The 26901-nt window shown below is 71.0% G+C and carries 29 protein-coding genes; 16 read left to right on the forward strand and 13 right to left on the reverse strand.

The window, feature by feature from the left end:
- Window positions 1–130: 130 nt before the first annotated feature.
- Together AB0M02_RS19640 and AB0M02_RS19645 are read right to left on the reverse strand one after the other, a co-directional pair.
- A complete protein-coding gene (locus AB0M02_RS19640) occupies window positions 131–802 on the reverse strand; it encodes an MBL fold metallo-hydrolase (protein ID WP_364228600.1) in 672 nt (223 codons plus the stop codon).
- Window positions 803–814: 12 nt separating this feature from the next.
- Window positions 815–3367 carry an AAA family ATPase gene (locus AB0M02_RS19645; protein WP_364228601.1) on the reverse strand — a complete coding sequence of 851 codons (2553 nt, stop codon included), beginning with the start codon at window positions 3365–3367 and terminating at the stop codon, window positions 815–817.
- 96 nt (window positions 3368–3463) lie between these two features.
- On the opposite strand from AB0M02_RS19645, the gene AB0M02_RS19650 reads away from it, so the two are divergent.
- Window positions 3464–4519: a class I SAM-dependent methyltransferase gene (locus tag AB0M02_RS19650; RefSeq protein WP_364228602.1), complete on the forward strand. Its 1056-nt coding sequence runs from the start codon at window positions 3464–3466 to the stop codon at window positions 4517–4519.
- A gap of 12 nt (window positions 4520–4531) precedes the next feature.
- On the opposite strand, the gene AB0M02_RS19655 is transcribed toward AB0M02_RS19650, so the two are convergent.
- On the reverse strand, window positions 4532–5215 hold the full coding sequence (locus AB0M02_RS19655) for an excalibur calcium-binding domain-containing protein (RefSeq protein ID WP_364228604.1): 684 nt from the start codon (window positions 5213–5215) through the stop codon (window positions 4532–4534).
- 175 nt (window positions 5216–5390) lie between these two features.
- Here AB0M02_RS19655 and AB0M02_RS19660 point away from each other — a divergent pair, with 175 nt between their 5' ends.
- On the forward strand, window positions 5391–5894 hold the full coding sequence (locus AB0M02_RS19660) for a hypothetical protein (RefSeq protein ID WP_364228605.1): 504 nt from the start codon (window positions 5391–5393) through the stop codon (window positions 5892–5894).
- A gap of 129 nt (window positions 5895–6023) precedes the next feature.
- Here AB0M02_RS19660 and AB0M02_RS19665 read toward each other — a convergent pair whose 3' ends face one another.
- Window positions 6024–7136 (reverse strand): FAD-dependent monooxygenase, encoded by a 1113-nt coding sequence (locus AB0M02_RS19665; RefSeq protein WP_364228607.1) that lies wholly within the window; start codon window positions 7134–7136, stop codon window positions 6024–6026.
- 27 nt (window positions 7137–7163) lie between these two features.
- Between AB0M02_RS19665 and AB0M02_RS19670 the strand changes: the two genes are divergently transcribed.
- Genes AB0M02_RS19670 through AB0M02_RS19680 form a run of 3 tightly spaced genes read left to right on the forward strand, consistent with a single transcriptional unit; the run spans window position 7164 to window position 9945 of the window.
- Window positions 7164–8003 carry a helix-turn-helix domain-containing protein gene (locus AB0M02_RS19670; RefSeq protein ID WP_364228609.1) on the forward strand — a complete coding sequence of 280 codons (840 nt, stop codon included), beginning with the start codon at window positions 7164–7166 and terminating at the stop codon, window positions 8001–8003.
- Window positions 7996–8391: a VOC family protein gene (locus AB0M02_RS19675; RefSeq protein ID WP_364228611.1), complete on the forward strand. Its 396-nt coding sequence runs from the start codon at window positions 7996–7998 to the stop codon at window positions 8389–8391. The genes AB0M02_RS19670 and AB0M02_RS19675 overlap by 8 nt, the downstream gene beginning before the upstream one ends.
- 57 nt (window positions 8392–8448) lie before the next feature.
- On the forward strand, window positions 8449–9945 hold the full coding sequence (locus tag AB0M02_RS19680) for an ATP-binding protein (protein WP_364228613.1): 1497 nt from the start codon (window positions 8449–8451) through the stop codon (window positions 9943–9945).
- Here AB0M02_RS19680 and AB0M02_RS19685 read toward each other — a convergent pair.
- Window positions 9889–11538, reverse strand: coding sequence for an ATP-dependent DNA helicase RecQ (locus tag AB0M02_RS19685; protein WP_364228615.1), 1650 nt, complete (start codon window positions 11536–11538; stop codon window positions 9889–9891). The genes AB0M02_RS19680 and AB0M02_RS19685 overlap by 57 nt on opposite strands.
- A 44-nt stretch (window positions 11539–11582) precedes the next feature.
- Window positions 11583–11711: a hypothetical protein gene (locus tag AB0M02_RS19690; protein WP_364228617.1), complete on the reverse strand. Its 129-nt coding sequence runs from the start codon at window positions 11709–11711 to the stop codon at window positions 11583–11585.
- A gap of 139 nt (window positions 11712–11850) precedes the next feature.
- Here AB0M02_RS19690 and AB0M02_RS19695 point away from each other — a divergent pair, with 139 nt between their 5' ends.
- On the forward strand, window positions 11851–13437 hold the full coding sequence (locus AB0M02_RS19695) for a glycoside hydrolase family 3 N-terminal domain-containing protein (protein WP_364228619.1): 1587 nt from the start codon (window positions 11851–11853) through the stop codon (window positions 13435–13437).
- A 3-nt stretch (window positions 13438–13440) separates the two neighbouring features.
- On the opposite strand, the gene AB0M02_RS19700 is transcribed toward AB0M02_RS19695, so the two are convergent.
- Window positions 13441–13719, reverse strand: a complete 279-nt coding sequence (locus AB0M02_RS19700) for a GNAT family N-acetyltransferase (RefSeq protein ID WP_364228621.1) — start codon at window positions 13717–13719, stop codon at window positions 13441–13443.
- Window positions 13720–13761: 42 nt separating this feature from the next.
- Between AB0M02_RS19700 and AB0M02_RS19705 the strand changes: the two genes are divergently transcribed.
- The 7 genes from AB0M02_RS19705 (at window position 13762) to AB0M02_RS19735 (ending at window position 17853) form a co-directional block, all read left to right on the forward strand.
- Window positions 13762–14094: a hypothetical protein gene (locus AB0M02_RS19705; RefSeq protein WP_364228623.1), complete on the forward strand. Its 333-nt coding sequence runs from the start codon at window positions 13762–13764 to the stop codon at window positions 14092–14094.
- A gap of 36 nt (window positions 14095–14130) precedes the next feature.
- A complete protein-coding gene (locus AB0M02_RS19710) occupies window positions 14131–14955 on the forward strand; it encodes a DUF1206 domain-containing protein (protein ID WP_364228625.1) in 825 nt (274 codons plus the stop codon).
- A 74-nt stretch (window positions 14956–15029) separates the two neighbouring features.
- The gene (locus AB0M02_RS19715; protein ID WP_364228627.1) at window positions 15030–16190 is read left to right on the forward strand and encodes a mechanosensitive ion channel domain-containing protein; all 1161 of its coding nucleotides are present in this window, start codon (window positions 15030–15032) and stop codon (window positions 16188–16190) included.
- Window positions 16191–16238: 48 nt separating this feature from the next.
- Window positions 16239–16685 carry a phage holin family protein gene (locus AB0M02_RS19720; protein ID WP_364228629.1) on the forward strand — a complete coding sequence of 149 codons (447 nt, stop codon included), beginning with the start codon at window positions 16239–16241 and terminating at the stop codon, window positions 16683–16685.
- Window positions 16682–17035 (forward strand): DUF3618 domain-containing protein, encoded by a 354-nt coding sequence (locus AB0M02_RS19725; protein WP_364228631.1) that lies wholly within the window; start codon window positions 16682–16684, stop codon window positions 17033–17035. Before AB0M02_RS19720 ends, AB0M02_RS19725 begins: the two co-directional genes overlap by 4 nt.
- A complete protein-coding gene (locus tag AB0M02_RS19730; protein WP_364228633.1) occupies window positions 17035–17307 on the forward strand; it encodes a DUF4235 domain-containing protein in 273 nt (90 codons plus the stop codon). Before AB0M02_RS19725 ends, AB0M02_RS19730 begins: the two co-directional genes overlap by 1 nt.
- A gap of 342 nt (window positions 17308–17649) precedes the next feature.
- Window positions 17650–17853, forward strand: a complete 204-nt coding sequence (locus AB0M02_RS19735; protein WP_011905669.1) for a cold-shock protein — start codon at window positions 17650–17652, stop codon at window positions 17851–17853.
- A gap of 104 nt (window positions 17854–17957) precedes the next feature.
- Here the strand turns inward: AB0M02_RS19735 and AB0M02_RS19740 are convergent, their stop codons facing one another.
- Together AB0M02_RS19740 and AB0M02_RS19745 are read right to left on the reverse strand one after the other, a co-directional pair.
- Window positions 17958–18197 carry a hypothetical protein gene (locus AB0M02_RS19740; RefSeq protein ID WP_364228635.1) on the reverse strand — a complete coding sequence of 80 codons (240 nt, stop codon included), beginning with the start codon at window positions 18195–18197 and terminating at the stop codon, window positions 17958–17960.
- Entirely contained in the window at window positions 18191–19168 is a 978-nt protein-coding gene (locus AB0M02_RS19745; protein ID WP_364228637.1) for an aldo/keto reductase, read from the reverse strand. The genes AB0M02_RS19740 and AB0M02_RS19745 overlap by 7 nt, the downstream gene beginning before the upstream one ends.
- 70 nt (window positions 19169–19238) lie before the next feature.
- On the opposite strand from AB0M02_RS19745, the gene AB0M02_RS19750 reads away from it, so the two are divergent.
- Complete coding sequence (locus AB0M02_RS19750; RefSeq protein ID WP_364228639.1) at window positions 19239–20006, forward strand: trans-aconitate 2-methyltransferase; 768 nt, start codon at window positions 19239–19241, stop codon at window positions 20004–20006.
- A gap of 17 nt (window positions 20007–20023) precedes the next feature.
- Window positions 20024–21037 (forward strand): adenosine deaminase, encoded by a 1014-nt coding sequence (locus AB0M02_RS19755; protein ID WP_364228641.1) that lies wholly within the window; start codon window positions 20024–20026, stop codon window positions 21035–21037.
- Here the strand turns inward: AB0M02_RS19755 and AB0M02_RS19760 are convergent.
- The 4 genes from AB0M02_RS19760 to AB0M02_RS19775 form a co-directional block, all read right to left on the reverse strand.
- Window positions 21028–21174, reverse strand: coding sequence for a hypothetical protein (locus AB0M02_RS19760; protein ID WP_364228642.1), 147 nt, complete (start codon window positions 21172–21174; stop codon window positions 21028–21030). The genes AB0M02_RS19755 and AB0M02_RS19760 overlap by 10 nt on opposite strands.
- Before the next feature lie 33 nt (window positions 21175–21207).
- Complete coding sequence (locus tag AB0M02_RS19765) at window positions 21208–23487, reverse strand: RICIN domain-containing protein (RefSeq protein WP_364228643.1); 2280 nt, start codon at window positions 23485–23487, stop codon at window positions 21208–21210.
- A 233-nt stretch (window positions 23488–23720) separates the two neighbouring features.
- Window positions 23721–25142 carry a HAMP domain-containing sensor histidine kinase gene (locus AB0M02_RS19770; protein ID WP_364228644.1) on the reverse strand — a complete coding sequence of 474 codons (1422 nt, stop codon included), beginning with the start codon at window positions 25140–25142 and terminating at the stop codon, window positions 23721–23723.
- 2 nt (window positions 25143–25144) lie between these two features.
- Window positions 25145–25834, reverse strand: coding sequence for a response regulator transcription factor (locus AB0M02_RS19775; protein ID WP_364228646.1), 690 nt, complete (start codon window positions 25832–25834; stop codon window positions 25145–25147).
- A gap of 96 nt (window positions 25835–25930) precedes the next feature.
- Between AB0M02_RS19775 and AB0M02_RS19780 the strand changes: the two genes are divergently transcribed.
- Window positions 25931–26848, forward strand: coding sequence for an ADP-ribosylglycohydrolase family protein (locus AB0M02_RS19780; RefSeq protein WP_364228648.1), 918 nt, complete (start codon window positions 25931–25933; stop codon window positions 26846–26848).
- The last annotated feature ends 53 nt before the right edge of the window (window positions 26849–26901 follow it).

Raw genomic sequence — 26901 nt, forward strand, 5'->3', positions numbered from 1 at the left:
TGGGGTGAAGTGCTTGTGTGTGGAGTTGGGGTGCGGAGGGCGGCTGAACTCCACACGCAATGGGGTGAAGTGCTTGTGTGTGGAGTTGGGGTGCGGGAGGCGGCCGAACTCCACACGCAAGGGGGTGCGGTTAGGTTATGGATTTTCGGAAGGCTTCCACCGCCATGCCGGAGACCGCTCGGCCGTGACCGAACACGGCGTGCTCGAACTCCAGCTCGGCCAGCCGCGCGAGGCTGTGCCCGGCCCGCACCGGATCAGCGGTCACCGCCCGGGGTGGGCCGGACACGCGGCCCCGCCGGCTGGCCGCGGCGTCTCCGGCGAAGAGGACGCCGCCGGAGCGGTCCAGCAGGTACGACACGTGGCCGCGGGTGTGGCCCGGCGTGTGCAGCGCGGTGAACCCGGGCAGCGGCTCGCTGCCGTCCGCGGTGATCAGCTGATCGATCTTGGTGGGTTCGACAGTGCCGATCAGGCGGCTGACCAGCTTGCCGATCCGGCCCGCGGGAGCGGCGGTGGCGATCGCCCCGGTGATGTTCGGCGCGTCCGCGGCGTGCGCGACGACCCGGGCACCGGTGCGCCGGCGCAACTCGGCGAGGCTGCCGACGTGATCGGGGTGGTGGTGGGTGATGAGGATCGTGGTCACCTCGCCGAGCGGGCGGCGGATGCCCTGCAGCGCTCTCTCTATCAGCTGGGACCGGCCGGGCAGCCCGGTGTCGACCAGGACCACACCGTCGTCGGTGATGATCACGTGCACGTTGACGTATCCCAGGCGGAGCTCGAAGACCCCGTCGACCACTTCCCGCACACCAAGATTCTGTCAGTTCGGGGACACCAGCCCTAACTCCCGGGCCCGCGACACGGCGTCGCGGCGGGACGCGGCGGTCAGCTTGGCGAGGATCGCGGCGACGTGCGCGTCGACAGTACGGACCGAGAGGACCAGGCGCGCGGCGATCTCCGGATTGCTCAGACCGTCGGCGAGCAGGCGCAACACCTCGGTCTGGCGGCCGGTGAGACCGGCCGGGTTGCTGCGGGTCGCCGGTTGCGGGCCGCGCGGGATCCGGGACACCCCGAGATCACGCAGACGGGAGCGGGCGCGGCGGGCCAGCGGTTCGGCATCGAGGTCGTCGAAGATCGCCACAGCGGCGAGCAGGTCCTCCGGGTCGTCGGTGGAGGAGAGCACCACGGCACGGTCGTAGTGGCAACCCGCCGACGCGAAGGTCTGAACGAGAGCGGGTGTGCTTTGCGCGTACGGATGAAAAAGCGGAACCGGCGCGCCCAGCCGATGCAACCAATAGCCGAAATCGGGCAGCCGGCGCTCTCCCTCCCGGGCCAGCATGGTCCGGAAGACCGGCGTCAGCCGGTCGGCGGCCGCGACGTCACCGCGCAGCCAGGCCAGCTCGGCCAGCGCCGCACCCGCCGGACCGATCCGCTGCGCCTCGCCGATGCCCAGCGCGACCGTCCACGCCTCCTCGAGGAACTCCTCCCCGCCGGCCTGGCCGCGCCGCACCCGGACCAGGCCGCGCACCACCAGCGCAGGGGTGCGCATCATGGCCGGTGCGCCCTCCTCCCAGCGGGCGTGGCGCTCCGCCTCGTCCCACTCGCCGAGCCGCAGGCACACCATCGAGCGGGTGATGTGCAGGTAGCGCAGGAATCCCAGCACCTCGGTCCGCTCGGCGAAGGCCATCCCGGCGTCCAGCAGCGCCGCCGCCTCCACCAGCCTCAGGTCATAGAGCAAATGCCAGGCCCAGTTCGTGTACGCCCGGCAAGCGTGATCATCCTCCCGGGCGGCCAGCGCCACGGCCAGACTCTCCTCCATCAACAGTGGCCCGCGCGGGTCGCCGAGGTCGGAGTACGCGTACCCGACGTTGTTCAGCGCGTGCGACAGCACACCCACCGAGCCGGTCGCGCGCGCGAGAGTGATCGCCCGCTCGCCCACCTCGGCCGCCGCCGCGCTCTGCCCGCCCAGCGCGTGCAGCTGCGACTGGTTGCTCAGGCCGAACGCGAGGGCGGTGTCGTCGCCGGCGGTCTCGAGGATCTCGACGGCCTCGTTGGCGGCCAGCTCGGCGGCCGGGCGGTCGGCGCCGTACCAGTGCACACGGGACAGCCGGCGCAGGGCCAGTCCGAGCGCGACCCGGTCGGGCAGTCCACGGCGCAGGGTGACGGCTTCGCGCTGTGCCGTGATCGCCGGTTCGTCGCGGCCGAGGGTGTAGCACTCGTCCGCGTACGCCTCGAGCAGTCCCGCGCGTTCGGCGGCCGCGAAGGCGTCCCGATGCTCCAGCACCAGGCGATAGTGCGCGGCGGCCTCACGGTGTGAACCGGCGGTCACCGCCTCGGCTGCCGCGGCCGGCGCGTACCGCACGATCAGGTCGGCGTCGCCGGCCTCCGCGGCGTGGTGGACCAGCCGGGACAGGTCGGCGCCGCCCCGCTCCAGCAGCGCGGTGAGCACGGCCCGGTTGGCGACGATCCGGCCCGAGGCGGGAAGCGACGCCGCCACCGCGCGCCGCATCAGCTCGTGCCGGAACGCGACCCGGGCCGGTGTCACGGTCAGCATGCCGTGCTCCTCGGCCGGGCCCAGCGTGTCCAGCCCGCCCGGAACCACGGCGTCGACCAGCCAGTGCTCCACCGTGGACGGTACGACGGCGAGCCGGCTCAGCGCGTCACGGCACTCCGTGTCGAGCGTGCGCAGGCGGGCGTGCACGGCCTCGGTGACGGTGGCCGGAACGCCCTCACCCGCCCCGATCAGCTCGGTGACGAAGAACGGGTTCCCGTCGGTGATCGCGTAGACCCGCTCGGCGTCGTCGTCGCCGACCAGGCTGCCCACCGCCTCGAGGGAGAGCCGGGCGAGCGGCAGGCGGCGGACCGCACCCGGTGTCACGGCGCTGAGCAGCCCGCGTACCGGATGGTCGGCGCCGATCTCGTCGTCGCGGTACGTCACCACGAGCACGGCCGGCAGGGTGGCGATCCGGCGTACCAGGAAGCGCAGCACGTCGAGCGTCGCCTCGTCGGCCCAGTGCAGATCCTCGACCACCAGCATCGTCGGATGGCCGGGCCAGTCCAGCTCGGCGCGGAACGCCTCGAACACCGCGGACCGGTCGCCGGAACCGAGCGCCTCGGTCAGCGCCGTGCCCACCTTGCCGATCAGGTCCCGCAGCGGGCCGAGCACGCGCGGGGTGGCCAGGTCGTCGCAGTACCCGACCAGCAGACGGCCCTCGGCCGGCAGCACCGAGCGCACCGACTCCACGACGCTGGACTTGCCGATTCCCGCCTCGCCGGTGACGAGCACGACGCAGCCCTGGCCGTCCCGGGCGCGCCGGGCGGCGGCGCCGAGCTCGGCCAGTTCGTGGTCGCGCTCCAGCAGGGACCGGGCCATGCCGCGAAGTCTAGGTATCGGTCTAGGTAGAACCGATCGCCGAGCTAGGTAGTTGACACGGATTCGTCGGGAAAGACGCGGCCGTAGAACGGAGTCATGACAATCAACGAAGAGAAGTTGATGGAATTCGTGCACAAGTTCGTCGGCGACCTCGGCTCCACGATGGCCGCCGGCGGCATCGTGATCGGCGACCGCCTCGGGCTCTACCGTGCCCTGGCCGCCGCGCCGGCGCTGCCCGAGGAACTCGCCCGGCTCACCAACACCGCACCCCGCTACGTCGAGGAGTGGCTGCGCGGACAGGCGGCCGGCGGCTACGTCGAGTACGACCCGCTGACCGGCCGGTACTCGCTCACCGAGGAGAAGGCGTTCGCGCTCACCGACCCGGACGGCCCGATCTTCGCGCCCGGCGCGTTCCAGCTCGCCCTCGGCGCGCTCAAGGCCGAACCGAGGATCGTCGAGGCGTTCCGCAGCGGCGAGGGACTCGGCTGGGACCAGCACGACGACGACGTCTTCACCGGGTGCGAGCGGTTCTTCCGGCCCGGGTACAGCGCCAACCTGTTCAGCCAGTGGCTGCCGTCCCTGGACGGGGTGGAGGAGAAGCTGCGGGCCGGCGTACGGGTCGCGGACGTCGGCTGCGGGCACGGCGCGTCGACGGTGATGATGGCGTCGGCGTACCCGGCCTCGGTCTTCCACGGCTCGGACTACCACGGCGACTCGGTGGACCAGGCGCGCAAGCGGGCGGCGAGCGCGGGGGTCGACGGGCGGGTGCGGTTCGAGGCGGCCGGTGCGCAGACCTTCGGCGGCGGGCCGTACGAGCTGGTCACCACGTTCGACGCGCTGCACGACATGGGCGACCCGCTGGGTGCCGCCCGGCACGTGCTCTCGCAGCTGTCACCGGACGGCACCTGGATGATCGTCGAGCCGGCGGCGGGCGACTCGGTCAGCGACAACCTGAACCCGGTCGGGCGGGTGTACTACTCGTTCTCGGCGTTCCTCTGCGTGCCGAGCGCGCTGTCCCAGGAGGGTGGTTACTCACTCGGGGCGCAGGCCGGCGAGGAGCCGATCCGGCGGCTGGTCGCGGACGCCGGGTTCACCCGCTTCCGCCGGGCGGCGGAGACGCCCTTCAACATCGTGTACGAGGCCCGGCCGTGATTTAGAGCCCTTCTATCGTTCGCAGACCACGCCGTCGCCGTCCCGGTCCTGGTACCAGTCGTACTCCGGGTCCTTCCCCTGGACATATGGCCCGTAACCGGCGTCGTTGGCCGCGCCGCAGGTGCGGAACCGCGGGTCCGTGTCGGGTTCGGGTTCGGGTTCGGTGGTTTTAGGGGCGGTGGTCCTGGGTGCGTCGTCGCCGTTCAACTCGCAGCCCTTGCCGTCGCCGTCCCGGTCGAACTTCGTCCGGAAACCCGGGTCGCCGGTGCGGATCGGCGCCTTGCCGGCGGCTCTGACCTCCGAACAGTTCGCGTAGGAGACGACGACAGGCTTGACCGGGGGCGACGGCGGCGTGGTCTTGACCGGCTTCGGGCTCGTCGTCTCCGGCGCCGCCGTCTCCTCCTTAACCTCCTCAGCTATCTGCTGCACAGGAGCCGGGCTGCTCAGCGCGACCTTTTCCGCGTCCTTCTCATTGTTCTCGGCCGGCGGGGGCGAGGCGATCGCGACACCGCAGAAGAACAGCAGCAGGCCACCGAGCACGCCGAGCGTCACCTTGTGCCACCGCTTCCACTTCGACGGTGGCGGCGCCGGCGTGGGCGGCATCATGGCCGTCGGGTACTGCGGCGGCGGCTGACCGTGAACATAGGGAACCGGGCCCGGAGCATGCGCCCAGGGATCCTGAGGAGGCTGAGTCACGGGCGGAGTATTCCCGAGTGTCCGGATCTACGATAAGTGGCCGATCGGACACCCGGGTCAGGAATGCGGTCGACCGTGGTGGGCCTTATCGGCGACCGCCGCCGCGTGAATGATCCGTACCCGGGTTGGGGTATGAATGCACTCGGCCAAACTCGCGATGGGGAAGGATCCACGAGTGACGGACGAACCGCTCTACTCCCAGCTCGGCTTCAGCGATGCCGAATGGGGCCTGCTCACCGGCCTGCCGCAGTCGGTGCTCACCGCGGCGAGCGCCGCCACACCGGACAGCACGCGCAAGACCCGCGCGGAGAGCGCGGCCGGGCTCGACCGGATCTCGGACGCGCGTGCCTCGGCGAGCCGGCTGGTCTCGGCCGTCGCTACCGCCGCGGTCGCCGAGGCGGGCGACCCGGAGATCGGCGAGGAACCGCCGATCATCGAGCCGAGCGACCCGGCCGGATACGCCACCGACGTGCTGGGGCGCGCCGGCGAGGTGGCGGCGCTGCTGTCGTCGAAGGCGTCGCTGGCCGACGCCGAGACCTATCGCCACTGGCTCCTGGAGATCGCCGACGCGGTGGTCGGTGCCGCCTCCAGCGGTGGCCTGCTCGGCATCGGATCGGAGACCGTGACCGAAACCGAGCGCTCATTCCGGGACAACCTGGCACAGGCACTCTCCGCCTGACCAAACCAGCGTGTGGATTTCGGCCTCGCTCCGCGCCCGAAATCCACACGCGGTTTGCACTGCTGGACTGTGGGGAGTTCGGCCTCGCTCCGCGCCCGAAATCCACACGCGGTTTGCGCTGCTGGGCGGTCAGGTGGGTGGGTGCCAGGTCAGGACCGGGTCCATCTGGCGGAGGACCAGGTCGGGGCCGAGCTTTCCGACCAGCCGCATGCCGGTGTTGCGCAACCATTCGGCGACGGGGTGGTCGAGCCCGGCCATTCGGCCCACTCTGCGTGATGCGCGAGCTACTTCGGATGTACGCGGGACGCGCTCCGCCGAATACCGATTCAGATCATCCGTGCACCCGGCCAGCACGATCGCGTCCTCGATCGCCTGGCACGCGCCCTGCCCCAGGTTGGGCGTCATGGCGTGCGCGGCGTCCCCGAGCAGCGCGATCCGCCCCTCATGGAACCGTGGCAGCGGCTCGTCCAGGCACCGGATGTCGGTCCTCGTCACCGAGGTGGCCGCGCGGATCAGCGTCGGGATCGGCTCGTGCCAGTCCCCGAAGAGGCGCAGCAACTCCGCCTGCTCGTCGTCGGCACGGCCACCGGCCTCGGCGGGCGCGGTCGCGTAGCAGTAGATCCGGCCGTCACCGAGCACCGCCGTACCGAGGATCTTCCCGGAACCCCAGGTCTCGGTCGGCATGACGGTGCCGCCGGGATGCGGCACCACGATCCGCCAGCTCGTAACGCCCGTGTAGACCGGGCCCGGGTGATCGGGGAACAGCTTTCCGCGTACGGTCGAATGCAGTCCATCGGCCGCAACCACGAGATCAGCCGCAAGCGTCTCGCCGTCCGTGACCACCCGCCCGTCCGGATCCACGTCCGAGGCCGTCAGGCCGAGGCGGAGCGTGCCCGGCGCCAGGCCCTCCGCCAGCGTGTCGACCAGCGTGGCCCGGTGCACCACGATCACCGGCTCGCCGAACCGCTCGGTCGCCCGGTCCGCGTCGGTCCGCGAGATCCACCCGCCGTCCGGCCGCTGAATGCCCGCCGCACCCTGCAGGCCGGCGAGCTCGCGCAGCCGCGCGCCGACGCCGAGCAGATCGAGCACACGCAGCGCGTTCGGCTGGACGGCGAGCCCGGCACCGACCGCCTCGAGCTTCGGCGCACGCTCCAGAATCGTGACGTCCCAGCCGCGCCGCTGCAGCGCGAGCCCAGCGGTAAGCCCACCGACACCGGCGCCGATCACCACAGCACGTGACATCTCGCGATCGTCTCAGATAATCGGACGATGGTGGTCGACGAGTATGCGACGGCACGCCCGGCGGTGGCGCTGCGGCCGTTCGTCGCCCGCTACACGGGTTACCGGCAGCGGGGACTCTCACCCTCTCGGCACCGGGGCCTGCCCTCGCCCCACCTGACGCTGATCTTCACGATGGACGAGCCGCTGGTGGTCGCGGCGCACCCCGATCCACGCCAGGCCGCGGACCGCTATCCGGCACTCATCGGGGGCCTGCACCTGGCTCCGGCGCTGATCACGCACGACGGCAGCCAGTCGGGGGTGCAGGTGGCGGTGCATCCGGTCGGCTGCCGGTTGTTGCTCGGCGTGCCGGCGGGCGAGCTGGCCGGGCTGGACCTGCCGGCGTCGGCGGTGCTCGGCGAGCGGTTCGTCGAGGAGGTGCGCGAGCGGCTGCGCGCGGCCGTGGACTGGGCGGCACGCTTCGCGGTCCTGGACACGATGCTGGGCACGCTGGTGCGTTCCGGTCACGCTTCTTCACCCCAGATCGGGTACGCGTACCGCCGCCTCCAACTCGGCTCCGTCTCCATCTCGTCGCTCGCCGCCGCCGTCGGGTGGAGCGGCCGGCATCTCACCGACCGGTTCCGCGCCGAGCTGGGCCTGCGCCCGAAGGAGGCGGCCCGGGTCATCCGCTTCGACCGGGCCCGCCGTGCTTTGCGGCCGGGGGTCGTCCTCGCGGCACTGGCCGCTGAACACGGGTACGCCGACCAGTCCCACCTGGTCCGCGATTTTCGCGCTTTTTCGGGATGTTCTCCGTCGCAGTGGATGGCTGACGAGTTCGCTTTCGTCCAAGCCTCGGCGTCCGGAGCCGACCACGATGGGTGGCATGACTGACTCTCCACCGCCACAGGTGTGGCCGACACTGCGGGCCCACGACGCTCGCGCCCTGATCCGGTTCCTCGTGGACGCGTTCGGTTTCGTCGAGGTCGTCGTACACGGCTCGGGCGACCGGGTCGACCACTGCCAGCTCCACTGGCCACCGGGCGGAGGCATCATGCTCGGCTCGGTACGCGACGACGAGTGGTCCCTGCCCCCCGGGACATTCGGCGCCTACGCGGTGACCGACGAGCCCGACGCCCTGTTCGAGCGGGCGGTCAAGGCCGGCGCAACCGTGGTGAAGGAACCCTTCGACACGGATTACGGCTCCCGAGACTTCACCGTCCGAGATCCCGAGGGCAACCTGTGGGCCTTCGGCACCTACCGCGGCGAACCCGGCAAGTAGGTTCGCCGTTTGCTAGGCTGCTCCGAAGTTAGATCGCATCTAGCTTCGGAGCGGCCGATGTTCGTGGGGAGGCGCAGCGAACTGGAGCTGCTCAACAGGCAGCTCGACGCGATTCGGCGCAGCGGTGAAGGCCGGGCCGTGGCCGTTCGAGGACGACGGCAGGTGGGCAAGTCCCGGCTCGTCCAGGAGCTTTGCGACCGGGCGGGCACGCCGTACTGCTTCTACACCGCCGTCAAGGGCGCCTCGAGCACGGAGGCCGTCGGCTACTTCCTCCGCGCACTGCGCGACTCGACGCTGCTCACCTCCACCGGGCGTGATCTGCTGCCCTCGCAGCCACCGTCCGGCGGTTGGGGAGACATGCTGCGGGTGCTGGCCGGCGTGCTGCCCGACGAGCCGAGCATCATGGTGCTGGACGAACTGCCCTGGATCTCCGAGCAGGACGCGACCTTCGACGGACATCTGCAGGTCGCGTGGGACCGCCTGATGGCCGGCAAGCCGGTCCTCCTGCTCCTTCTCGGCAGCGACCTGCACATGATGCAGCGGTTCACCGAGTACGACCGGCCGTTCTACGGCAGAGCCACCAACATGCTCCTCGGCCCGTTCAACCTCGCTGAGACGGCTGCTGTTACCGGCCTGAGCGGCGCGGATGCGATCGACGCCCATCTGATCACCGGCGGCCTGCCCGGTATCGCCCTGGAATGGGCACCCGGCACCCCACCCACCGCCTTCCTCCACGAGGAGATCACCAACAAGACCTCCGCCCTGTTCACCGTTCCCGAACAGTCACTGGCATCCGAGTTTCCCACCCCCGACACCGCCCGCCGGGTCCTGGAAGCGGTCGGTGGCGCGGGCAGCCGGACCTTCAGTAACATCGCCGCCGCCGCCGGCGATCGCGGCGGCCCGGTCAGTTCGGGCACCCTGTCGCCGTTGCTGCACCGTCTCGTCGAGGAGAAGCGGATCCTCGCCGTCGACAAGCCGCTGTCCACCAGACCCAGCAAGCTGGCCCGGTACCGGATCGCCGACAGCAACCTGCGCCTCTACCTTGCCGTCCTGCGCGACGTTCATCAGCTGGTCCTGCGCGATCGGATGGCGGCCGCCAGATCCGTTCTGGACGGACGCTGGTCGACCTGGCGGGGCAACGCGGTCGAGCCGCTCGTCCGTGACGCGCTCGCCATCGCTGCCGGCGCCGGCGAGCTGCCCTGGAGCGACACCTGGGAGGTCGGCGGCTGGTGGAACCGCCAGGCGAACCCGGAGATCGACCTGGTCGGAGCCGACCGCGTGCCGATTGCGTCCCGCATCGCGTTCGCGGGCTCGATCAAGTGGCAGGACGGCCCGTTCGACCGGCACCATCTCGACGACCTGCGCGGGAGCGCACCGCTGATCCCCGGATTCGAGCCGGGAAGCAGCGGTCTGGTGGTCGTGAGCCGTTCCGGCGCCCAGCTGCCGGCCGGTGCCGTGGATCTCGTCTGGGGGCCGGACGACGTCGTGCGGGCCTGGTCAGCGGGGCTTGGCCACGGGGGTCAGCAGGGAGTTCTCGACGACGACCGGGACTGAGAGGGTCTTGTAGCCGACGGCGTCGAAGAGGATGGTCATCCGGTCCTCCTCGTAGTTCATGACCATGCCGGTGCCCCACTCGCCGTGTGTGACCTGGCTGTGGACCGGGAAGGGGCCCTCGGCCTCGGCCGCGGCGACGATCTCGGCGCTGCCGTCGGCGCAGTTGTCGCAGTGGCCGCAGGATTTTTTCTGGTCCTCGCCGAAGTAGGCGAGCAGCGTCTCGCTGCGGCACTGCCGGGACTGGGCGAAGCCGCGCATCATGTCGGTGCGGGAGCGGACCACGACCTGCTGCCGTTCGTACTCCTCGATGGCGGCCGCGGCCGCCGCGGCGGGGAGGGGCGCGTGTGGCGGGACCGAGAGTTTGTGGCCGGCGCCGGTGCGCACCGCGCCGACCTGTTCCAGCAGGCCCAGGTACTGGCCCAGTTTGCGCGGGCCGAGGCCGGTCTCCTTCTGCAGCGCGGTCTTCGTCTGCGGTCCCTTGTGGAGGGCGGCGGCCAGCGTACGCAACTCCTCCGCGTCCGGTGAGCCGCCGTTGAAGAAGCGCTGGATGGCCTCGTCCTCGGAGCGCCAGAGCAGCAGCGCGCGGGCCGGGTCGCCGTCGCGGCCGGAGCGGCCGATCTCCTGGAAGTAGCTGTCCGGTGAGTCGGGGAGGGCGACGTGTGCGACCCAGCGGATGTTGGGCTTGTCGATGCCCATGCCGAACGCGGACGTCGCGACCATGATGTCCACCTTGTCGCCGGTGAACTCCTCGTGCCGCTGTTCGCGCAGGCCGGACGCCATACCGCCGTGGTAGTAAGCGGCGGGGTAGCCGGCCTTCGTGAGCTTCTCGGAGAGTTCCTCGGCGGCGCGGCGGGTGGCGACGTAGATGATGCCCGGCCGCTGTTCCTCGTCCAGCAGCGTGGTCAGCCGCCGCCACCGGTACGCCTCGTCGGGGCAGTACGCCACCTCGAGGAACAGGTTGCGCCGGTCCAGTCCGGACACGTGGATCTCGGGCTTGTTCAGGCGCAGCCGGGCGATGATGTCCTCGCGGACCGGCGGGGAGGCGGTGGCGGTCAGCGCGAGGATCGGCGGGCGGCCGATCTGCTTGATCATGTCGCCGAGGGCCAGGTAGTCCGGGCGGAAGTCGTGGCCCCACGCGGAGATGCAGTGTGCCTCGTCGACGGCGACCAGGCCGGGCTTGAGCGAGCGGACCTCGGCCAGCCGCTCCGGGTCGCTGAGCTGTTCCGGCGTGATGAACAGGAACTCGGCCTGTCCGCTTCTGATCGCCTCGATGGCCGCGCGCTGTTCCCTGGGGGTCTCGGCCGAGCTGACCCGGACCGCGCGGATCTTGTCGTCGCCGCGTTCGTTGAGGGCGGCGATCTGGTCCTGCTGGAGAGCGAGCAGCGGTGAGATCACGACGGTCGGGCCGGGCAGCAGGACGGCCGGGATCTGATAGATCGCCGACTTGCCGGCTCCGGTCGGCAGCACCACGAGGGCGTCTCTGCGCCGCAGCACGGCACGCATCGGCTTGAACTGACCGGGGCGCAGCGACGGCCACCCGAAGTGGCGGCGGGCGACCTTGCGCAGGCGGGGGCCGTAGATGGGCAGTTTCATCGAGCTGGATCATCCGATCTTCTCGGGGGAGCCCCTCGGTACCCCTATTTGCCGCCGAACATGCGGCGGATCGCCCAGAGCAGCAGGAGGAAGGCGAGTGCGACGCCGAGCAGGCGGACGGCGTGCACCTCGGACCAGTTGACGGTGGCTTCCGCGAGGGGGGTGGGCGGCACCCCCACATGCTACCGAGTAACAGCCGTGGCTAATAGAAAGGTTTGTTGACTAAACTGGGGATGGGTGTGAGCATAGGTCCCCGGACGGCGGAGAACGTTCACATAGACGTTCGTGAATGCATCGGAGGTACGGGGGCGCATGTCCATTCACGGCGAATTGCCGGAACTCGCGGCTGCGGTTCTGCAGCCCGGGTTCGTCGGCACATCCGCACCGGAGTGGGTCCGCCGGTGGCTCGGCCAGGGCCTGGGCGGCGTCGCCCTCTTCGCCCGCAACGTGGAGTCGCCGGCCCAGGTGGCCGCGCTGACCGCGCAGCTCCGTGCCGAGTACCCGGACGTGATCGTGGCCATCGACGAGGAGGCGGGTGACGTCACCCGCTTCGAGTCGCGGCAGGGCAGCTCGCGGCCCGGCAACCTGGCGCTCGGTGCGATCGACGACCCGGAGCTGACCGAGGCGGTCGCCCGCGACCTGGGCCGGGAGCTGGCCGACGCCGGCATCACCCTGGACTACGCGCCGGACGCGGACGTCAACAACAACCCGGCGAACCCGGTCATCGGCGTCCGCGCGTTCGGCGCCGAGCCGCACCTGGTCGCCCGGCACACCGCGGCGTTCGTGCGGGGTCTGCAGGAGGCCGGTGTGGCCGGCTGCGCCAAGCACTTCCCGGGACACGGCGACACCAGCGTCGACTCGCACCACGACGTTCCGCTGATCGCGCGCAGTGCCGCGGAGCTGGCCGCGAACGAGCTGGTCCCGTTCCGGGCGGCGATCGCGGCGGGTGTCCAGGTCGTGATGACCGGCCACCTGCTCGTCCCGGCGTACGACGACCGGCTGCCCGCCACACTCAGCCGGCTCATCATGACCGACCTGCTCCGTGGCGAGCTCGGCTTCGAGGGCCTGGTCGTCACCGACGGCATCGAGATGCAGGGCGTACGCCGGAAGTACGGTCTCGCCGGCGCCGCAGTCCGCGCGCTGGCCGCCGGTGTGGACGCGATCTGCGTGGGCGGCGACAACGCCGACGAGCAGACCGCGATCGAGTTGCGCGACGCCATCGTGGCCGCGGTGCGCAGCGGTGAGCTGCCCGAGGACCGCCTGCACGACGCGGTCGACCGGGTGCGCCGCCTTGCCGCCTGGACCACCCGCCGGCAGACCGAGACCGGCGCCCGTGCCATCGCCGACGCCGCCGCCGAACCGCAGGTGGCCGTCCTGGCCGCGCCGACGGGCAACGGTTCGGCCGTCGGGTTCGCGGCCGCCCGGCGCGCGGTCAAGGTGACCGTCGCCGCCGACGGACCGGCGCTGCCGGTGACCGGCGTGCCGCACGTCGTCGAGTTCGCCCCGCCGCGCAACATCGCCATCGGCAGCGAGACGCCGTGGGGTCTGGGCGCGCCGCTGGCCGACCTGCTGCGCGGCACCACCTCGCACCGGCTGACCGCCGACGACCTGGCCGGGCTGGCGGACGTGGCCGACCCGGTGCTCGCCGGAGCCGGCGACCGCCCGCTGGTGCTGGTCGTCCGTGACGTGCACCGGCACGCCTGGATCGCCGAGACGCTGACCCGCGTCCTGGAGCTGCGCCCGGACGCGATCGTGGTCGAGATGGGCATCCCGGAGATCGTGCTCGGTGGCGTGCACATCGCGACATACGGCGCGACCCGGGCGCTCGGTCAGGCCGCCGCCGAGATCATCGCTGGGGTGGACGTCCCGGAGCCCGCACCACAGCCGGTGGCGGCGTAAAAATCACACGAGGTCGGCGTACTCCGGGTGTTCGGAGATGTAGCGGGCGAAGAACGGGCAGGACGGGACCACCTTGGCGCCGCGGTCCCGGATCTGGTCGAGGGTCTGCCGGGCCAGCTCGCCGGCCAGACCACGCCCGCGCATCTCGGGTGCCGTCTCGGTGTGCAGGATGACCACGGCGTCGCCGCGGAGCCGATAGGTGGCGAGGGCGCCGACCTCACCGTCCACGAGCAGTTCGAATCGGTGCTGGGCGGAGTTGTCCTGAACCGGGTAGTCGCTCACTCGTACAGCTTAATTTTGCTGTCACCCCGTACCCTTGCAAGGGTGTTGATCTCCAGAACCCGCAGCCGTGCCGCCGCCGCACTCGCCTCAGCCGCCCTCGGCCTCGCGCTCCTGACCGGATGCAGCGAGGACGTGAACTGTGGCCTTGATCAGTGCACCGTCAACATCGCGCGAGAGACCAACGCCAGCGTGAGCGTCCTCGGCGTGGAGGCGAAATTCGTCAGCGCCGACGAGAACACGGTCACCCTCGACATCGCCGGCGAGCAGATTCAGCTGACCAAGGGCCAGCAGGCGGTCGAGGTGGCCGGGCTCCAGGTGCAGCTGGAGAGCGTGACGTCCGACCAGGTTCAGCTCGAGGTGTCGAAAGCCGCCTGACGTTTGACGATCGGCGTTCCCGGGGCACAAGGGGGCATGTCCTCCACGACCTCGAACGTCAAATACCACGCATCTCGGGCCGCCGAGAGCAAGCCGCTGGAGTACCTGGCTCGTGGCGGCTTCATCGGATACGGCATCATCCACCTGCTGTTCGCCTGGATCGCGCTGCAGGTCGCCTTCGGCGGCTCCGGACAGGAGAGTGACCAGTCCGGAGCCCTGCAGGAGATCGCCCGTCAGTCGTACGGCAAGGGCCTGCTCGTCGTCATCGCCATCGGCCTGTTCGCGATGGCGATCTGGCAGGCGTTCGAGGCCGCGATCGGGGAGAGCGGCCCGCGCGACCGTGCCGCGTTCGCCGAACGGGTGCTCTCCGGTGTCCGGGCCGTCCTCTACGCGTACCTGGGCTGGATGGCCGTCAAGATCGTCCAGGGCGCGAGCGCCTCGATGGGCGACAACTACCAGAGCAAGTCGGCCGGCCTGATGGGCTCCGACGGCGGCCGCTTCCTGGTCAGCCTGATCGGCCTGGTGGTGCTCGGCGTCGGTATCGGGATGGCGTACTACGGCTGGAAGCGCAAGTTCACCAAGCACCTGAAGACGCAGGAGATGCCAGCCGGTGTCCGCCAGTCGATCATCCGCCTCGGTGTCGCCGGTTACGTCTCCAAGGGCATCGCGTACGCGATCGCCGGCATGCTGTTCGTGATCGCCGGTGTCAACTACGACACCGAGAAGGCCCGTGGCCTTGACGCCGCGCTCAAGACGCTGGCCGGGTACTCCTGGGGTGTCTGGCTGCTGGTGCTGATCGCCGCCGGGATCGCCGCGTTCGGTGTGTACTGTATGGCGCAGGCGAAGTACCGCAAGATCTGATGGTGCCGCATCTGGTGTTTCCTTCCCGCGAGTGGGCAAGCTGAGAAACCGCTCGAGGGAAGGAAACCACCATTATGACCGCCCTGCTCGCCGTCGTCGTGACGGCCGTCGCGGCGATCCTGATCGTCGAGGTGGCACACCGGGTGATGCTCCGGCTCGGCCGCCGCTCCCGGCTCGCCGCCGACCTCGCGGCGAAAATACATCGCCCGTTCCTGACCGCCGTCACGCTGCTCTCCGTGCAGCAGGCGATCCGGGTCTTCGCCGGAGACTTCCCCTATCGCGGGGGCGTGATGCACGCCCTCGTGCTGTTCTGCATCGCCGCCTTCGCCTGGCTCGTCGGCGCGATGCTGCTGGTGATCGAGGACGTCACGCTCGCCAGGTGGCGCACCGACGTGCCGGACAACCTTCGGCAGCGGCGGATCAAGACCCAGGTCGTGATGCTGCGCCGGGTCACCGTCGCCGCGATCGTGGTGCTGACCATCGGCGTCATGCTGATGACGTTCCCGGACATCCGCGCGCTCGGCGCCAGCGTGCTGGCCTCGGCCGGACTGATCAGCGTCATCGCTGCACTGGCCGCGCAGAGCACGCTCGGCAACCTCTTCGCCGGTATCCAGCTCGCCTTCAGCGACGCGATCCGGGTGGACGACGTGGTGGTCGTGGAACAGGAGTGGGGCCGGATCGAGGAGATCACCCTGACCGTCGTCGTGGTGCAGATCTGGGACGACCGGCGGCTCATCCTGCCGACCTCGTACTTCACCACCAAACCGTTCCAGAACTGGACGCGGACCAATTCGGCGGTGCTCGGCACCGCCGAGATCGACGTGGACTGGGCCACCCCGATCGAGCCGCTTCGGGCCGAGCTGCAGCGGGTGTGTGACAGCACCGAGCTGTGGGACGGCCGGGTCTGCGTGCTGCAGGTGACCGACGCGACCGGCGGCAACGTCCGGCTGCGCGCGCTGGTCAGCGCCGCCGACGCCGCCGCGCTGTGGGATCTGCGCTGTCTGGTCCGCGAGAAGCTGGTCGGGTGGGTCTGGCAGCACCAGCGCGACGCCCTGCCGCGGACGCGGGCCGAGATCGACTCGTCGGTGCCGGCCCAGCGCCAGGAACTCCCGATCGTCCGCGCCGACCTGGGCGCCGCCTCCGACGCGGCGCGGGTGTTCAGCGGTGCCGGGGACGGCGACGCCAGGGGAGAGGCGTTCGGCGGCGCCCGGCTTGCTTCGGACAGCGAGGATTGAGGGCGGCGTGATCAGGGCATACCCCGATCACACGGAAAGGGGGACACGATGGCCGATACCTTGAACGACTTCCCCGCCACTGCCAAACCGCTCGCCGACCAGTCCACGGCGGAACTGGTTCAGCGCGCGAGCGAGCAGGTCAGCCGGCTGGTCCGTGACGAGCTCACGCTGGCCAAGGCGGAACTCGCCGAGAAGGGCAAACACGCCGGTATCGGTGCCGGCCTGTTCGGCGGCGCCGGCGTACTGGCGCTGTACGGGGTAGGCACGCTCGTGGCGACCCTGGTCATCGTGCTGAATCTGTGGCTGGAGCTGTGGGCCGCGGCGCTCATCGTCACCGTTGTTCTCTTCCTGATCGCCGGCATTCTCGCGCTGGTCGGCAAGAAGCAGCTGGACCGGGCGACGCCACCGGAGCCGCAGGCCGCGATTCAGAACCTCAAAGCCGATGTCGACGAGGTGAAGCGGGCTGTCAAGAAGCAGGAGCGTAACCGGGTATGAGTGAGAAGAACGGTAACGGTTCCGCGGCCAAGCCGGATCTGGTGGCGCTGCGGGAGGAGATCAGGCAGACCCGCGCCGATCTGGGTGAGACGGTGCAGGCCCTGGCGGCCAAGGCGGACGTCAAGGCGCGCGCCAGGGAACAGGTCGCTCAGACCAGGGAGAAGGTGCGCACCCAGGCCGTCGTGGTGACGGACCGGGTCCGTGCGGCGGCACGCAACGTCGCCGCGTCACCCGCCGGGATTTCCGATCAAGATCCAGGGGTACGGGCGAAAGCGTTCCCAGCGGTGCTGGTCGTCGCCGGTCTGGCGGCCGTGGTCGGAGTGATCCTGATCGTGCGAGGGAGGCGCTGATGGCGGGCCGGATGAGCAAGCTCGCGTTGAAGCCGGTCAACGTCGGACTGGGTCTGGCCGCCGGTGCGGTCGCGGGCCTGCTGTTCAAAGAGGCGTGGAAACTGGTCGCCGGTGACGACGACGCTCCCGACGCGGGTGACCCGGACCGTGGCTGGGCCGAGATCCTCGCGGCCGCCGCGCTGCAGGGCGCGATCTTCGCGGTGGTGAAGGCGGCCGTCCATCGTGGTAGCGCGATCGGCACCCACAAACTGACCGGGACGTGGCCCGACTAGATCATCTTCCGTATCGACAGGAGTCTTGACGGTTCCCCGCTTCGTAGCCGCGAAGTGGGGGACCTTTTCCATATCGGCCACCCATTATTGGATTCCTTCGAGGGGCAGCTTTACGGCCCGTTTTTCGGGTACAGTGTGGCCAGTTTTTGCGTACGTGGTTCGCTGCTTCCGGTTGACCACGGGCACCGGCCCCATCCCGGGTGGGTCCACCAGGTGTTCCGAGGCCGGGCGGATGGGACGTCCTCTGAAAAGGCCGCCTCGCGGCGCCGCTGCTCGAAAACGGTCATCGGCCCCGCGCTGCCGCGGTTGGGCGGGCCGGCATTTTCAGAAGGAGAGTTCAGCATGGCGCAAGGAACCGTGAAGTGGTTCAACGCAGACAAGGGCTTCGGCTTCATCACCGTCGACGGCGGGGGTGCTGACGTGTTCGTCCACTTCTCGGCCATCCAGACGAGCGGTTACCGCACTCTGGAGGAGAACCAGCGGGTGGAGTTCGAGATCGCCCAGGGCCAGAAGGGCCCGCAGGCGGAGCAGGTTCGCCCGCTCTGAGACCAATCAGCCGGTCGTGAGACCGGCACGCCGACCGCCTGGCGGAGGTCGGCCCGACCGTGGCCCCGCAACCTCATCCGAGGGTGCGGGGCCTCTTTCGCGCGCTAGTCGCCCGTTTTGTGACCAGCTGTCCGGCGGCGCATCCCGATGACGACCAGCACCAGGCCGACGAGGATCAGGCCGCCGCCCACCGCCGCCCAGACGGGCTCGTCGGTCATCAGGCTGTCGGTGAGGTAACCGAGTCCCTGCAGGGTCCACACCGCACCGATCACCATCGCGAGCAGACCGGCGGACATCGTGAGCCAGCCCCTCAATCGCGGTGCACCGTTTTCATTGTTCACCATTTGTCGTGCACCTGGGGGCGAATCAACTCATCGTAGACGGCGGCGATCATTTCCCGGGTTTCTGCGGGAAGTGGTGACAGATCCGCGGCGGCGGCGTTGGCGCGCGCCTGTTCCGGGTTGCGGGCGCCGGGGATCACCACGGTCAGGCCGGGCTGGTCGATGATCCAGCGGAGCGCGAACTGCGCCATCGTGGCGCCGGCCGGCACCAGCGGCCGCAGCCGGCTCACCGCATCGAGGCCGACGCGGAAGTCGACGCCGGAGAACGTCTCGCCGACGTCGAACGCCTCGCCGTGCCGGTTGTAGTTGCGGTGGTCGTCCGCGCCGAACGTGGTGCTCTCGTCATAGCGCCCGGACAGCAGGCCGCTGGCGAGCGGGACCCGGGCGATGATGCCGACACCGGCCTCGGCGGCGGCCGGCAGGACCCGCTCGAGGGGCTTGAGCCGGAACGCGTTGAGGATGATCTGGACGCTGGCGACGCCGGGCCGGGCGATCGCGGTGAGCGCCTCGTCGACGCGTTCGACGCTCACGCCGTACGCCGCGATCCGCTTCTCCTGCACGAGGGTGTCGAGCGAGTCGAAGACCTCGTCGCTGGAGTAGACCGGGGTGGGCGGGCAGTGCAGCTGGACCAGGTCGAGGGTCTCCACGCCGAGGTTGGCGCGCGAGCGGTCGGTCCAGGCGCGGAAGTTGTCGAGGCGGTAGTTCTCCGGCTCCTGCGCCACGCGGCGGCCCATCTTGGTGAAGACGGTCAGGCCGGGGCGGTCCTTGACGAACGAGCCGATGATCTGTTCGCTGCGGCCGTCACCGTACACATCCGCGGTGTCGATGAACGTCACGCCCGCGTCGACGGCGGCCTGCAGGGTCGCGTGGGCGTCCGCCTCGCTGACCTCGCCCCAGTCGGCGCCGAGCTGCCATGCGCCGAGGCCGACCACACCGACGTCGCGTCCCAGCTTCCGAAAGCTTCGTTTTTCCACGTCGTGACCCTACCGCCCGGCTGGTAGGTTGAAACAAAACGTACGTACGGTTTAATCACGGGAGGCTGTCATGTGGGATCCCGCCGTCTACCGCCGGTTCGGCTCCGAGCGCTCGCGTCCGTTCTTCGACCTGGTGGCCCGAATCGGCGCCGAGAGTCCTCGCGCGGTGGTGGACCTCGGCTGCGGCCCCGGCGAGTTGACCCGGACCCTGGCTTCACGGTGGCCGGATGCCCGGGTCGTGGGGATCGACTCCTCGCCCGAGATGATCGCGTCCGCGGGCTCCGGCACCGTGGATTTTCGGGTGGGTGACATCGCCACATGGCAGCCGGAGCCGGACGTCGATGTGGTGGTCACCAACGCGGCGTTGCAGTGGGTTCCCGGCCATCAAGAGATGCTCACGCGCTGGGCCGGTTCGCTGCCGGCGGGCGCCTGGATCGCGATGCAGGTGCCGGGCAACTTCGACAGCCCCGGCCATCGGGCGGTGCGCGAGCTCGGTGCCACGCCGCGCTATGCCGCGTTTCTCGACGGGATGCTCCGCGACGACCCGGTGGACGACGCGGCCGGCTATGCGGCGCTGCTGACCCCGCACGCGGCCGTGGACGCCTGGGAGACCACCTATCTGCACCTGCTGCCCGTTTCCGCCCCGGGCGATGATCACCCGGTGCTCCGGTGGATGGAGGGTACGGCGCTGCGGCCCGTGCGGGCGGCGCTGCCCGAGCAGGAGTGGGCCGCGTTCCGGGCCGAGCTGGCGATCCGGATCGCTGAGACACATCCGGCGAGGCACGGTCTCGTGGCGTTCCCGTTCCGCCGTATCTTCGTCGTGGCACATACCGCGTAATCCGTCGGAGGGTTCTTGTGGATTCGTTCATCGCCGGCCTGCCGAAGGCCGAACTGCACGTCCATCACGTGGGTTCGGCCTCGCCGCGGATCGTCGCCGAGCTGGCCGCCCGGCACGAGGGCAGCTCGCCGGTGCCGGCCGACCCGGAGCTGCTGGCCGCGTATTTCGAGTTCCGGGACTTCGCCCACTTCATCGAGGTCTACCTGAGCGTGGTCGACCTGATCCGGGACCCCGAGGACGTGCGGCTGCTCACCTACGAGATCGGCCGGGAGCTGGCCCGCCAGCAGGTGCGGTACGCGGAGCTGACCGTCACGCCGTACTCCAGCGTGCGGCGGGGCATCCCGTCACCGGCGTTCTGCGAGGCGATCGAGGACGCGCGGACCGGCGCCGCCCGCGACTTCGGGATCGACCTGCGCTGGTGCTTCGACATCCCCGGTGAGGCGGGCCTGGCGGCGGCCGAGGAGACCCTGCGGGTCGCGCTGGAGGACCGGCCCGACGGCCTGATCAGTTTCGGTCTGGGCGGGCCGGAGATCGGGGTGCCGCGGCCGCAGTTCAAGCCGTACTTCGACAAGGCCCGTGCCGCCGGGCTGCACAGCGTGCCGCACGCGGGGGAGACCACCGGGCCGGAGACGATCTGGGACGCGATCACCGAGCTGGGCGCGGAGCGGATCGGACACGGCATCTCGGCCGCTCAGGACGAGCGGCTGATGGCGTACCTGGCCGAGCACCAGATCCCGCTGGAGGTCTGCCCGACGTCGAACCTGCGGACCCGGGCGGTCGCCGCGCTGGCCGAGCACCCGATCGCGACGCTGGTCGCGGCCGGGGTCCCGGTCAGCGTGAACTCCGACGACCCGCCGATGTTCGGCACCACCCTGAACGGCGAGTACGCGACCGCGGCCGAACTGCTCGGCCTCGACCGGGCCGGAGTCGCCGACCTGGCCAGGGCCGCGGTCCGGCACAGCTTCATGCCGCCGTCGAGCAGGACGGCGCTGCTGGCCGAGATCTCGGCGTACACCGAGAGCTATGGGTAGAGCGGATCCTGCCAGCAGGCCACCATCGTGGCCGTGCCGATGGTCAGGATCGTGGCCCAGCGGATGAGCCGCCGCCGGTTGAACCGGGCCGGACCCTCGTCCGGCTCGGTGTGCGGCCTGTTCAGCACCTTGGGCATGTGTCGCTCCCTCCCGTCGATCCGTCGGGCTCCCTAGTCGGGAACCGCCGTCCAGCTCTGGTGCCGCTGCTGGGTGTCCGGCTGCAGCACCAGCACCCGGTGCTCCGTGCCGAAGCGCTGGGCACCCACGCCCACCACCAGGTTCTCCGTCGTGCTGCGCAGCGTGAAGCCGAAGTCCGAGGCCTGCAGCTTCCAGCGGGCACCCTGCGCGGCGTAGCAGTCGCCCTGGACCAGCGGCGCTCCGGCGACCGGTGCACCACCGAGGGCCACCGCGCACCGGTTGCTCGCCCGGGACACCAGTGAGTACGTGTTGTTCTCGGCCGGCACCAGCTGCCACTGCTGCTGGGCACCGCCTTCCTCACCGCCGAGGGTCACCGGGGTGCCCTCGTTGGCGCGGGCCGCGTACAGGTCGGCCGCACCGCCGGTCAGCGCGTTGGTCAGCACGAACCACGAGTTCTGCACGGGCCGGGCGGCCGGAGCGGTCGCCGCGGTGCCCTTGGCGTGGTAGCCGAGCTTGCGGTTGCGGACCTCGACCAGGTACTTCGAGTCCGGCTTCAGGCCGATCAGCCGGGCGCGCGTGGCGCGGGTGGTGGCCACCGGCTTGCCGCCGACGGAGATCTCGTACTCCGCGTCGTCGGCGGCGGCGCTCCAGGTCAGGCGCACCGCGCTGCTGGTGGCGTCGCGGATCTCCAGAACCGCCTGCACACCGTCGTCGGTGGTGCTGTTGCCGTTCGGCACCGACGGCAGCTCGTCGCCGGTGCCGGGAAGCTGTTCCACGGCCGGCGGTCCCGCCGCACCGGCCCCGGGCCCGCGGCCGACCTTCTCCACGGCCGCGGCCGGCAGGTCCGGCGAACCCGGGCCGCTCACCGCGGGATCCGGCAGGTCCGGGCCGGTGCTGGCCGGCGGGCCGGCGTCCGGCTGCGCGCTCGGGTCGGTCGCGCTCGGGGTGGGCGCCGCGCTGCTCGGCACCGGGTCCGGCGCCGCGGTGGCGGGTGCCTCGGACGGCTGCGGGGTGGCGTCCGGCCGGGTGGCACCCGGGGCGTCCGGGATGTCGTCGCCGCCGTCGCCGCGCAGCAGGAAATCGCTGAGCGCCACGTTCCAGTGCTCGTCGAGGTAGCTGCCGCGCTTCGGGTTGGTGCTGAAGTAGTCGTCGTGCCCGCAGTCCAGCCGGATCTCGTTCTTCTTCGGGCAGACGTTGCGCACCGGCTTGCCGGACCGGTCCTCGCCGCACAGCAGGTCGTACTCGTCGACGCAGCTGCCCGTGCCGGTCGCGTTCGGCGAGTCGGTGAGGATCGCACCGAGCGAGTGGGTCAGCTGGTGCGCGGCCATCGTCGAGCTCCAGCAGCCGGAGTCGACCCGCGCGTACGACGGGCCGCCGTTGTTGCGGTTGCCCCGCGCCCGGGTGTCCGGAACGTACGTGGCGATGCCGCAGTAGACGTTCTTCTCGGCGAACACCAGGTACTTGCGGTCGGTCCGGTTGTAACCGAGCGTGCGCAGCGCGTCGATCGTGTTGACGAACGAGTCGAGCGAGGAGTCCGGCAGCTGGACCTCGGCGACGTCGACCCGGCACTCGGGGGTCGTCACGTACCGGATGTGGCGGGAACCGCCGGTCTCGGCGGCGCTCGCGTCGTAGATGGCGTCCACCCCGGCGGCCCAGGTGCGGAACGAGTTGAGGAACTTCGCGTACCGGCTGCCGGTGGCGGACTCGTGCAGGTAGAGCAGCTGCACCCGCTTGCCGCTGCGGCCGTCGCCGGAGCACGCCACGTCGTCCGCGCCGAGGATGAAGTCGGCCTGTCCGGGCGCGGCGTCCGGGATCAGCGCCGGCGCGTCGGCGGTCAGCGCGCTGCCGCCCTCGTCGCGGGCGATCTCGGCGTCCACCGGGACGGCGCCGTTCTCCCGGCTGACCGAGGTGATCTGCTTGACGCCCGCGGTCACCGGTGCCACGTCGCGGCGCACCGCGAGACCGGCCGGAGCCGGGTCCGGCCCGTGCGTGCAGGTGCCCTCGTAGACCTGGTAGGCGCCGGCGCAGAGCGAGTCGGCGGAGGCGAGCGTGAGTCCGCTGTAGACCAGGCCCTTCTCGGGCGCGTCCTTCGGCAGGGCGGAGAGCGAGAGGCGGTCCGGGCCGTCGGAGGGTGTCGTGCCGATCACGCTGGGGCCCACGACGCCGCCGACGCCGAGCAGTGCGATGCCGAGCGCTACCGGAAGGAGGCGGAAGGTCGCGGAGCGTGTCCGGCGGGTCTGGCGCTCGGCCTCCGTGCGGCGCCGCCGTCCTGGCGGTGACCCACGGAACGCGGGCCGGCGATGCGCGGACACTGCGTCTCCTCGTCGTACTGGGTAGCGGTGGGAGGGGCCCTTGGGGTGACCGCCTCCCACCGCAGGGGGGCTTACCGGTTCGCGGCGATGGGGACGCGCTGCGGGTTGCGATCCGGGAAGCCGGTTGGGATCTGAGGGAACCCTGCCAGCCCGGCCCCGCCAGGGGAACGTCTTTAATAGAGATATAAGCAACCGCTGTCCCGTTCGGGGGAGCTGTCCGTCATGGGCCTTGCTCATTCCCGCTCCGGTTGTCGCCCACGGCGTCGTCCCGGGTCCCGTTCGCGGGTCAGGCGTCCGCGTCCGACCAGGCCGAACCGGCTGGGGGCCTTCGGCGTGGCGTCCGCGTCGGCCAGGAGCATAACCACACTCGCGCCGCCCATGGCAGCCCGGTCGAGGCTCACCGATCCGCCGGTCGCCTGCGCCACCCGGCGGGCGATGTCCAGGCCCAGCCCGGTGGATCCCTGGTTGCTCTGGCCGCGGCGCAGCGCCCGCTCCGGGTCCGGGATACCGGGGCCGGCGTCGTCCACCCGCAGCGCCACCCAGCCGTCGCGGCGGGAGAGCCCGACCTCGAACGCGGTGCCCTGCGGGGTGTACCGGAAGACGTTGCCGAGCACCGCGTCCAGCGCGGCCGCCAGCTCGGCGCGGGCCACCGGGACCGGGATGCGCAGGTGCGCGCCGATCACCCGGTACTGGCGGTCCTGGTCGCCGGCGAGCGCGGACCAGAACGTCATCCGTTCCCGTACCACCTCGCTGGCGTCGCAGAGGCCGTCCTCGGGCGCGGCGACCTGGGCCGCCACCGCCTGCCGCGTGGTGTTGATCAGGTGGTTGACCTCGTCCTCGAGGGTGCCGATCGCCTGCCGGATACGCCGGATGCCGCGACGGCGGTCCACCTCGTCGGCGGTCAGGTCGATGATCTGGGTGTCGTCCGGGTCGAGCGCCTCGGCGTCCAGGCGCAGCGCGGTCAGCGGCGTGCGCAGCCGGTGCGACAGGTCGGCGACCAGCTCGCGTTCGTCGGTGCGGGACGTGACCAGGCGGTCGGCCATCCGGTTGAAGGCGTAACCGGCCTCCGCCAGCTCGCGCGGGCCGGAGGGTGAGATGCGTACGCCGAGGTCGCCGTCACCGACCGCGAGGGCCGCGTCGACCAGGTTGCGGGCCGAGTCCACCGCGCCACGGGCCAGCCGGTCGACCACGAAGACCGAGCCGCCGATCAGGACCACCGCGATGCCGAGCAGCAGCCACCAGTCGCGGGCGGTGTTCTGGTTCAGGTCGGAGTCCGGGACGAATGCCTCCACGACCACGGTCTTGCCGCCGGCGGTGACCGGCACCAGGCGCACGACACCGCCCTCGACGTCCTCGACGGTCGGCTCGGGTGCGGTCGCCGCGCGGTCGATCAGGGCCGCACCGGCCCGGCCACCGGGCGAGGCGGCCAGCCCGGGGGTGTGCACGACCGGGTTGCCACCGGCCGACTGGATCGCGGCGGCGACGCCTTTCTCATCGGCGCCGGCCGTGATGGCACCGGCCACCGTCGCGGTACGCCGTGCGGCCTCGGCCAGCGCGGCGTCACGGTGGTCGTTGCGCAGGCCCCAGCCCAGCGGCACCAGGAAGACCAGTGCGACGACAGCGGTCGTGGCGGCGGTGATGTACGCCAGCCGCAACCTCAGTCCGGCGCCACCAACCGGAATCCGACCCCCCGCACGGTGCGCAGGTAGCGGGGCTTCGCCGCGGACTCGCCCAACTTCCGGCGAAGCCAGTACAAATGAACGTCGATGGTCTGGTCCTCGCCGACCGATGGCTGTCGCCATACCTCCTCCAACAGCTCGCGACGGGAAACCACCCGGCCCGGGCGGGCCGCCAGGTATGCCAAGAGGTCGAACTCCTTGCGGGTCAGCGCGAGTGGCTGTTCCGCCAGAGTGGCGCTGCGCTCGCCGACGTCCACCCGCAGCTCGCCCACCTCGTAGACCGCCGGTTGCGCCGCGCGACTGGCCCGGCCCACCCGGCGCAGCACGGTGGCGATCCGGGCGTCGAGATGGGCGCCGGTGAACGGTTTGACCATGTAGTCGTCCGCGCCCGCCCGCAGCAACCGGACGACGGTCTGCTCGTCGTCCCGGGCGGTCGCGATGATGATCGGCACATCGGTGATGCCACGCAGCATCCGCAGCGCGTCGGAGCCGTCCAGGTCGGGCAGCCCGAGATCGAGAACGACCAGGTCGGGCGTCTCCGCCGCGACCCGCCGCAGTGCCTCCAACGCGGTGCCGACGGCGTGCACAGCGTGCCCCCGGTCAGCGAGCGATCGGAGCATGGCGCCGCGCACGACATGATCGTCTTCGACGAGCAACACCGTGGCCATGCGAAGACCGTACTGTGCCGGGCAACCAGAACCTAAAGGGTCATCGAGCGAGAGGCTTTGATGACGCTCAGTGATGGAATACGATCCGAAGTGCCGATGTCATTCACCCTCTTCCCCGGTACGCGACTCGCGTTGGCCCTGGAGAGCCTGGCCGGCCTGAGTGTCGGCGACGCGCTCGGAGCCCAGTACTTCGTGCCCGCGAATCGCCCCGCCGACCTGATCGAGGCCCGGACGCCCGAGGCGCCGTGGCCGTGGACCGACGACACCGAACAGGCATGCTGCCTGGTGGCGACGCTGTCCGAGGGCGACTTCGACCGCGACGGCTTCGCCGAGATGCTGGCCCGCGTTTACGATCCGTATCGGGGGTACGGCGCCGGCGCGGTGACGATGCTGCGCGAGATCCGGGACGGCCTGCCGTGGCCGATCGCGGCTGCCGCCGCCTTCGACGGCCAGGGTTCGTGCGGCAACGGCGCGGCGATGCGGGCGGCACCGCTGGGTGCCTGGCACGCGGACTCGCTCGCCCACGCGGCGGCACAGGCGGTACGCGCGGCCGAGGTCACTCACGCGCATCCCGAGGGCATCGCCGGTGGCGTGGCCGTGGCGGTGGCCGCGGCCGTCGCCGCCGCGGCGAGACTGCACGGATACAAACCCGAGCCGGGCCAGTTGCTGCGGGCGGTCGCCGCGCACACCCCGTCGAGCGTGGTCCGGGACGCCGTCGTCGAGGCCGCCTCGATCACCGGTGGCGTGGCGGAGGCGGCGTACCGGCTGGGCAACGGCGCGCGGGCGACGGCGCAGGACACTGTCGCGTTCGCGCTGTGGGTGGCGGCCCGGTATCTGCACGACTACCCGGCGGCGGTGGCGGCGTGCGTGGTCTCCGGCGGTGACGTGGACACCACGGCGGCGATCGCGGGTGGGGTCGTCACGGCGTACACCGGGCTGGACGGCATTCCGCCGTCCTGGCTGTCGGCCCGCGAGCCGCTGCCCTCCTGGCTGGCCGCAGCGGGCGGCGAGTAAGGGTGACGTCGCGCGCCGGGCGGAGCCGGGCGAACGGCGACGGATAGCATCGT

It is taken from the genome of Actinoplanes sp. NPDC051861 (genome assembly GCF_040681145.1).
Taxonomy (GTDB): domain Bacteria; phylum Actinomycetota; class Actinomycetes; order Mycobacteriales; family Micromonosporaceae; genus Actinoplanes.

What these genes read in the sequence shown, in the direction of transcription:
- AB0M02_RS19645 (WP_364228601.1), bottom strand. Translation starts at nt 3,367, where the DNA reads ATGGCCCGGTCCCTGCTGGAGCGCGACCACGAACTGGCCGAGCTCGGC.
- AB0M02_RS19650 (WP_364228602.1), top strand. Translation starts at nt 3,464, where the DNA reads ATGACAATCAACGAAGAGAAGTTGATGGAATTCGTGCACAAGTTCGTC.
- AB0M02_RS19665 (WP_364228607.1), bottom strand. Translation starts at nt 7,136, where the DNA reads ATGTCACGTGCTGTGGTGATCGGCGCCGGTGTCGGTGGGCTTACCGCT.
- AB0M02_RS19670 (WP_364228609.1), top strand. Translation starts at nt 7,164, where the DNA reads ATGGTGGTCGACGAGTATGCGACGGCACGCCCGGCGGTGGCGCTGCGG.
- AB0M02_RS19675 (WP_364228611.1), top strand. Translation starts at nt 7,996, where the DNA reads ATGACTGACTCTCCACCGCCACAGGTGTGGCCGACACTGCGGGCCCAC.
- AB0M02_RS19680 (WP_364228613.1), top strand. Translation starts at nt 8,449, where the DNA reads ATGTTCGTGGGGAGGCGCAGCGAACTGGAGCTGCTCAACAGGCAGCTC.
- AB0M02_RS19685 (WP_364228615.1), bottom strand. Translation starts at nt 11,538, where the DNA reads ATGAAACTGCCCATCTACGGCCCCCGCCTGCGCAAGGTCGCCCGCCGC.
- AB0M02_RS19695 (WP_364228619.1), top strand. Translation starts at nt 11,851, where the DNA reads ATGTCCATTCACGGCGAATTGCCGGAACTCGCGGCTGCGGTTCTGCAG.
- AB0M02_RS19710 (WP_364228625.1), top strand. Translation starts at nt 14,131, where the DNA reads ATGTCCTCCACGACCTCGAACGTCAAATACCACGCATCTCGGGCCGCC.
- AB0M02_RS19715 (WP_364228627.1), top strand. Translation starts at nt 15,030, where the DNA reads ATGACCGCCCTGCTCGCCGTCGTCGTGACGGCCGTCGCGGCGATCCTG.
- AB0M02_RS19720 (WP_364228629.1), top strand. Translation starts at nt 16,239, where the DNA reads ATGGCCGATACCTTGAACGACTTCCCCGCCACTGCCAAACCGCTCGCC.
- AB0M02_RS19725 (WP_364228631.1), top strand. Translation starts at nt 16,682, where the DNA reads ATGAGTGAGAAGAACGGTAACGGTTCCGCGGCCAAGCCGGATCTGGTG.
- AB0M02_RS19730 (WP_364228633.1), top strand. Translation starts at nt 17,035, where the DNA reads ATGGCGGGCCGGATGAGCAAGCTCGCGTTGAAGCCGGTCAACGTCGGA.
- AB0M02_RS19735 (WP_011905669.1), top strand. Translation starts at nt 17,650, where the DNA reads ATGGCGCAAGGAACCGTGAAGTGGTTCAACGCAGACAAGGGCTTCGGC.
- AB0M02_RS19740 (WP_364228635.1), bottom strand. Translation starts at nt 18,197, where the DNA reads ATGGTGAACAATGAAAACGGTGCACCGCGATTGAGGGGCTGGCTCACG.
- AB0M02_RS19750 (WP_364228639.1), top strand. Translation starts at nt 19,239, where the DNA reads ATGTGGGATCCCGCCGTCTACCGCCGGTTCGGCTCCGAGCGCTCGCGT.
- AB0M02_RS19760 (WP_364228642.1), bottom strand. Translation starts at nt 21,174, where the DNA reads ATGCCCAAGGTGCTGAACAGGCCGCACACCGAGCCGGACGAGGGTCCG.
- AB0M02_RS19775 (WP_364228646.1), bottom strand. Translation starts at nt 25,834, where the DNA reads ATGGCCACGGTGTTGCTCGTCGAAGACGATCATGTCGTGCGCGGCGCC.
- AB0M02_RS19780 (WP_364228648.1), top strand. Translation starts at nt 25,931, where the DNA reads ATGTCATTCACCCTCTTCCCCGGTACGCGACTCGCGTTGGCCCTGGAG.